Annotated in this window: 7 protein-coding genes; 5 read left to right on the top strand and 2 right to left on the bottom strand. The window is 27.6% G+C overall.

What is annotated here, in order from left to right; all coding sequences use genetic code 11:
• From AB1Z17_RS08745 to AB1Z17_RS08755, 3 genes are all read left to right on the top strand, one after another.
• On the top strand, positions 1-411 hold a 411-nt coding region (locus AB1Z17_RS08745; RefSeq protein ID WP_368051423.1), incomplete at its 5' end, for an adenosine deaminase.
• Between the two features lie 35 nt (positions 412-446).
• Positions 447-1,037 (top strand): hypothetical protein, encoded by a 591-nt coding sequence (locus AB1Z17_RS08750; RefSeq protein WP_368051424.1) that lies wholly within the window; start codon positions 447-449, stop codon positions 1,035-1,037.
• 81 nt (positions 1,038-1,118) lie between these two features.
• Positions 1,119-1,331 carry a DUF2892 domain-containing protein gene (locus AB1Z17_RS08755; RefSeq protein ID WP_368051425.1) on the top strand — a complete coding sequence of 71 codons (213 nt, stop codon included), beginning with the start codon at positions 1,119-1,121 and terminating at the stop codon, positions 1,329-1,331.
• Between the two features lie 198 nt (positions 1,332-1,529).
• Here AB1Z17_RS08755 and AB1Z17_RS08760 read toward each other — a convergent pair whose 3' ends face one another.
• Both AB1Z17_RS08760 and idi read right to left on the bottom strand, forming a co-directional pair.
• Positions 1,530-1,940: a 6-pyruvoyl tetrahydropterin synthase family protein gene (locus AB1Z17_RS08760; RefSeq protein WP_368051426.1), complete on the bottom strand. Its 411-nt coding sequence runs from the start codon at positions 1,938-1,940 to the stop codon at positions 1,530-1,532.
• A gap of 2 nt (positions 1,941-1,942) precedes the next feature.
• Positions 1,943-2,461, bottom strand: coding sequence for an isopentenyl-diphosphate Delta-isomerase (gene idi / locus AB1Z17_RS08765; RefSeq protein ID WP_368051429.1), 519 nt, complete (start codon positions 2,459-2,461; stop codon positions 1,943-1,945).
• A gap of 318 nt (positions 2,462-2,779) precedes the next feature.
• On the opposite strand from idi, the gene AB1Z17_RS08770 reads away from it, so the two are divergent.
• Together AB1Z17_RS08770 and AB1Z17_RS08775 are read left to right on the top strand one after the other, a co-directional pair.
• Complete coding sequence (locus AB1Z17_RS08770; protein WP_368051427.1) at positions 2,780-3,229, top strand: MarR family winged helix-turn-helix transcriptional regulator; 450 nt, start codon at positions 2,780-2,782, stop codon at positions 3,227-3,229.
• Positions 3,230-3,313: 84 nt separating this feature from the next.
• On the top strand, positions 3,314-3,927 hold a 614-nt coding region (locus AB1Z17_RS08775; RefSeq protein WP_368051428.1), incomplete at its 3' end, for a GTP-binding protein.

Here is a 3,927-nt window from a genome sequence, read left to right on the forward strand (position 1 = left end):
ACTGCCGATTATGTTTGGGAAGCTCTAGATGTTTTGAAAATAAAACGTATAGATCACGGTAATAATGCTTTACAAGACAACAATTTAATACGTGAAATAATAAATCGCGATATTGCCTTAACTGTTTGTCCACTTTCTAATACAGCCCTAAAAGTAGTTAAAGACTTAAAAAAACATCCGCTAAAAATAATGTTAGATTTAGGATTAAAAGTTACTATAAATTCAGACGACCCAGCCTATTTTGGTGGTAATGTAAATCAGAATTATTTTGAAATACAAGCTGCTTTAAATTTAACAAAACACGAAATTTACCAATTAGCAAAAAATTCATTTGAATATTCTTTTATAAATGATACATTAAAGAAACAATATTTGAACGAATTAGAAGTTTATTACATAAATAACAACTAGTTTTAACCCCAAAAATAAATCAAACTTATTAACTAATGAAAACACATTTACTATTAACTCTTTCACTATTATTTATTATTTCTAATCTACAAAGTCAAACAACCAAAAAATTTATTGACTCTGGATCTGTAAACAATCAGTTCGAAAATTTAATAAAAAACTCAAATAAATATCAAGATTATAAGGTTGTTAAATTAAATTGGTTATTAAAGTTAAAATCGAATATTAACGATTCTATAGTAGCTTCAAAAGAAGAAATTTTAAATGCTACAACTACTATAAATAATCAAAAGCAAATTATTGATAGTTTAAAGACTTCGTTAAGTACTACAAAAAATGAAATAACTACATTAAAAACTCGAATAACTACAATTACGTTTTTAGGAATTGACTTTGAAAAAGGTTTATTTAAAACAATTATGCTTTCTATAGTTGGTGGTTTAGTATTATTTCTTTTATTCTTTATTTCTAAATTTAAACAAAGTATTAGCATTACAAAGCAGACAAAGAGCAATTTAAAAGAAGTTGAAGATGAATATGAAGAACACAGAAAAAAAGCGCTAGAACGAGAACAAAAAGTAATGCGAAGATTACAAGATGAATTGAACAAACAGAAAAAAGACTAATCTAATTTAAATATCTTATAAAATTATCTTAAATTGTACTATCGCTTAAGTAAAATGATGCCATAATTTAATTTATATATAATGAAAAAAAATGTAGGAAATGCAGACAAGTTAGTTCGAATTTTAATTGCAATAGCCGTAGTTATATTATACTATACAAATGTTATTACGGGTATGCTTGCAATTGTTTTAATGGCTGTAGGAATTGTATTATTGCTAACAGTATTATTTAATTTTTGTCCATTATACGCTATTTTTGGAATTAAAACCTGTAAGATTCAAGATAAAAAATAACTATTTGTTTTACTAGGAACCTATAAGTTACGAAAATAGATTCCTGCTCTCCTCCTGCCGATAGGAAAGTCCGCAGGAATAACAGCATTCAATACATTATTAGTGTTATTATAAATATTCATTTGTCATTTCGAACGAAAGAGAGAAATCTCATAATGGTGTAATTCCTCCTTTGTTGGAATGACAAGAAAAGTTAAACTATTCACCACAATAAGTTACAAAGTTTCTAGGTGTTTCGTACAGGGTTATAGACAGTTCTAAATTTGTATCAATTTTAGCCCTTAATTTATTCCAAATTACAACGGAAATATTTTCTGCAGTTGGGTTTAAGGTTTTAAATTCTGGAACTTCTTCGTTTAAATTTTTATGATCAAATTCTGCTTCAATTTCAGTTTCAATTAATTGTTTTAAAACTTTCATATCCATTACAAATCCAGTTTCTGGGTGAATTTCACCTTTTACAGCAACTATTAATTCATAATTATGTCCGTGGTAATTTGGATTGGCACATTTACCGAAAACGGTTGCATTTCTAGCATCTGTCCAATCTGCATTGTACAATCTATGTGCGGCATTAAAGTGTGCTTTTCTATTAACGGTTACTTTCATAGCTACAACTTCAAGAAATCATAAAATTTTTCAAAAATAATCTTAAACCACTCTGTATACACTTCAGGATTTAAAGCAATATCATCTTTTACTTCTTCTAAAGTCATCCATTTATAACTTTCAACCTCTTGCCTATTAATAATTGGATCTTTTGAGTAACTTCCAACCATAACATGGTCTAATTCGTGCTCGGTTAAACCATTATCAAAAGGTGCCTTGTATATAAAAGATGTTTTTTCTTCCAATTCACAAACAAAACCCATTTCTTCTTGTAAACGTCTTTTTCCAGCTTCAATATTGCTTTCTCCATCTCGCTGGTGACTGCAACAAGTATTTGTCCATAATAATGGTGAATGGTATTTATCGGCTGCACGCTGCTGCAACATTAATTGATTTTTATCATTAAAAACAAAAACAGAAAATGCTCTATGCAACACAGCTTTTTCATGTGCTTCCATTTTTGGCATTAAACCAATTTGTTCATCTTTTTCATTAACTAATATTACTTGTTCTTCTTTCATCATTTATAAATATAAGCAAATTTACAAATTTTTAGTTCCCCAAAAAACAATTTTTACATTATTATAAAGTGCTGAATTATAATAATTTAACTTTTTGTTTAGAAAACATTAACAGTTTATATGTTATAACACCCTTTGTTTAAACTTATATTTGCATTGAAAATAAAAGTTATTACAATTAATTTTATTTCAAACATAAATATTGCTCACTGAAAAGGAAAATTAATGTTCTTTTTTAAATAGATTGTGTATAATAAACTTGAGAAGGTTGAAAATTACACAGTCTTTTTTTTTATTTTTGTGTAAACTGAAAACTACATGAAAATTATAAACGAGTTAAAAAGTACCGCTGATAAAGAATTCTTGAAAGCAAGGCTTAATATTCATGAAACACATAATTACTTAAAAAATCATTTACTTGAATGCATTAAGCCAATTAATTTGCCACTTAATCAATTTACAGTTTTAAGAATTTTGAAAGTAGAGCATCCTAAAAACAGTTCTATAAATGAAATAAAAGAACAAATGTTGGACAAAAATTCAGATGTTAGTAGACTCGTTGATAGACTTTTAAGCAAAAAATTAGTTGTTAGAAAGGAATGCAAGTCCGACAGGAGACAAAAAGAAATTCAAATAACACAGCGCGGATTGGATTTATTTAAAAAAATTAACAATCACGAACAACATTTAAATAATAAAATAAAACATTTATCGCTTGATGAAGTAATGCAACTTAACAATCTTCTGGAAAAAATAAGAAAAATATAACTTTACATCATTTATTATTTTTCAACTTTTTACTTTATTACTTTCAAACTATAAAACCTATATTTGCACCTCAAAATTTTATAAATGAGTTTTTTAAAAGAAATACAACGTAGACGGACTTTTGGTATTATATCTCACCCAGATGCTGGTAAAACAACATTAACCGAAAAATTATTGTTGTTTGGTGGTGCAATACAAGAAGCTGGTGCCGTAAAAAACAATAAAATTAAGAAAGGTGCTACTTCCGATTTTATGGAAATTGAGCGTCAACGTGGTATTTCTGTTGCTACTTCTGTATTGGCTTTTATCTATAAAGACAAAAAAATAAATATTTTAGATACACCTGGTCATAAGGATTTTGCTGAAGATACCTTTAGAACTTTAACTGCGGTAGATAGCGTAATTGTTGTTATTGACGTTGCAAAAGGTGTTGAGGAACAAACTGAAAAATTGGTTGAAGTATGTAGAATGCGTAATATACCAATGATTGTTTTTATAAATAAATTAGACCGAGAAGGTAAAGATGCTTTTGATTTATTAGATGAAGTTGAGCAAAAATTAGGTTTAAAAGTTTGTCCCCTAAGTTGCCCAATTGGAATGGGTTATGACTTTAAAGGTATTTATAATATCTATGAAAAGAAAATAAATGTCTTTTCTGGAGACAACAAACAAACTGTTTCTGAAGGTGTGGAATTTAC

Source organism: Lutibacter sp. (genome assembly GCF_040883305.1).
In the GTDB taxonomy this organism is placed as follows: domain Bacteria; phylum Bacteroidota; class Bacteroidia; order Flavobacteriales; family Flavobacteriaceae; genus Lutibacter.

Bases quoted from the DNA above. Each gene is read 5' to 3' on its own strand.
- AB1Z17_RS08750 (WP_368051424.1), top strand. From the start codon at position 447: ATGAAAACACATTTACTATTAACTCTTTCACTATTATTTATTATTTCT.
- AB1Z17_RS08755 (WP_368051425.1), top strand. From the start codon at position 1,119: ATGAAAAAAAATGTAGGAAATGCAGACAAGTTAGTTCGAATTTTAATT.
- AB1Z17_RS08760 (WP_368051426.1), bottom strand. From the start codon at position 1,940: ATGAAAGTAACCGTTAATAGAAAAGCACACTTTAATGCCGCACATAGA.
- idi (WP_368051429.1), bottom strand. From the start codon at position 2,461: ATGAAAGAAGAACAAGTAATATTAGTTAATGAAAAAGATGAACAAATT.
- AB1Z17_RS08770 (WP_368051427.1), top strand. From the start codon at position 2,780: ATGAAAATTATAAACGAGTTAAAAAGTACCGCTGATAAAGAATTCTTG.